At 39.6% G+C, this 475-nt stretch carries 1 protein-coding gene; it reads left to right on the plus strand.

All coding sequences use genetic code 11. The features are described from left to right. Positions 1-41 precede the first annotated feature (41 nt). A partial coding sequence (locus AACQ75_RS11570) for a hypothetical protein (RefSeq protein ID WP_170889835.1) occupies positions 42-475 on the plus strand: 434 nt, incomplete at its 3' end.

The following is a 475-nucleotide window of genomic DNA, read 5'->3' on the forward strand; positions in this document are numbered from 1 at the left end:
TATACTAAGCAATCCTTAGTTTTATGGTTTTAGAATAGTCAATGAATCGTTCTCAAAAAATGAATGCGTTTATGCATCAACTGTTGATTGAAAAACAGATGGATAATTTTTCGGTTGTGGAAATTCGAGATGCATTGCTGTTGCTTGAAGGTGTTGATCCCGATCCTGAAGAAGCCCGGAAGTTCATTTATCGTCAAATTTTAGTACTTGAGAAAAAAGGTTGGCTGAGTTGTGAAGGGATCGGAAGGCAAAAAAAGTATTTCCAAACCGAACTCTTTCGAGGACTCGATATAATCTGCCGAGAGAGCTCATCGCCTAAAGTTCGGATTTCCAAACCGTCAACTTCAGCCATGGATGGATACTCGGTCTTGATGACAGAGCGTGGTGAACATCAGGGTGAGTTGGAAATTATTCTCGGTGAAATAGAAGAATATCAGTCGTTGAGTCAACGTTTTCCTGAATTGAGTACTCAAAT

Origin of the sequence: Vibrio sp. B1-2 (genome assembly GCF_963888445.1) — a bacterium.
Classification (GTDB): Bacteria; Pseudomonadota; Gammaproteobacteria; order Enterobacterales; family Vibrionaceae; genus Vibrio; species Vibrio anguillarum.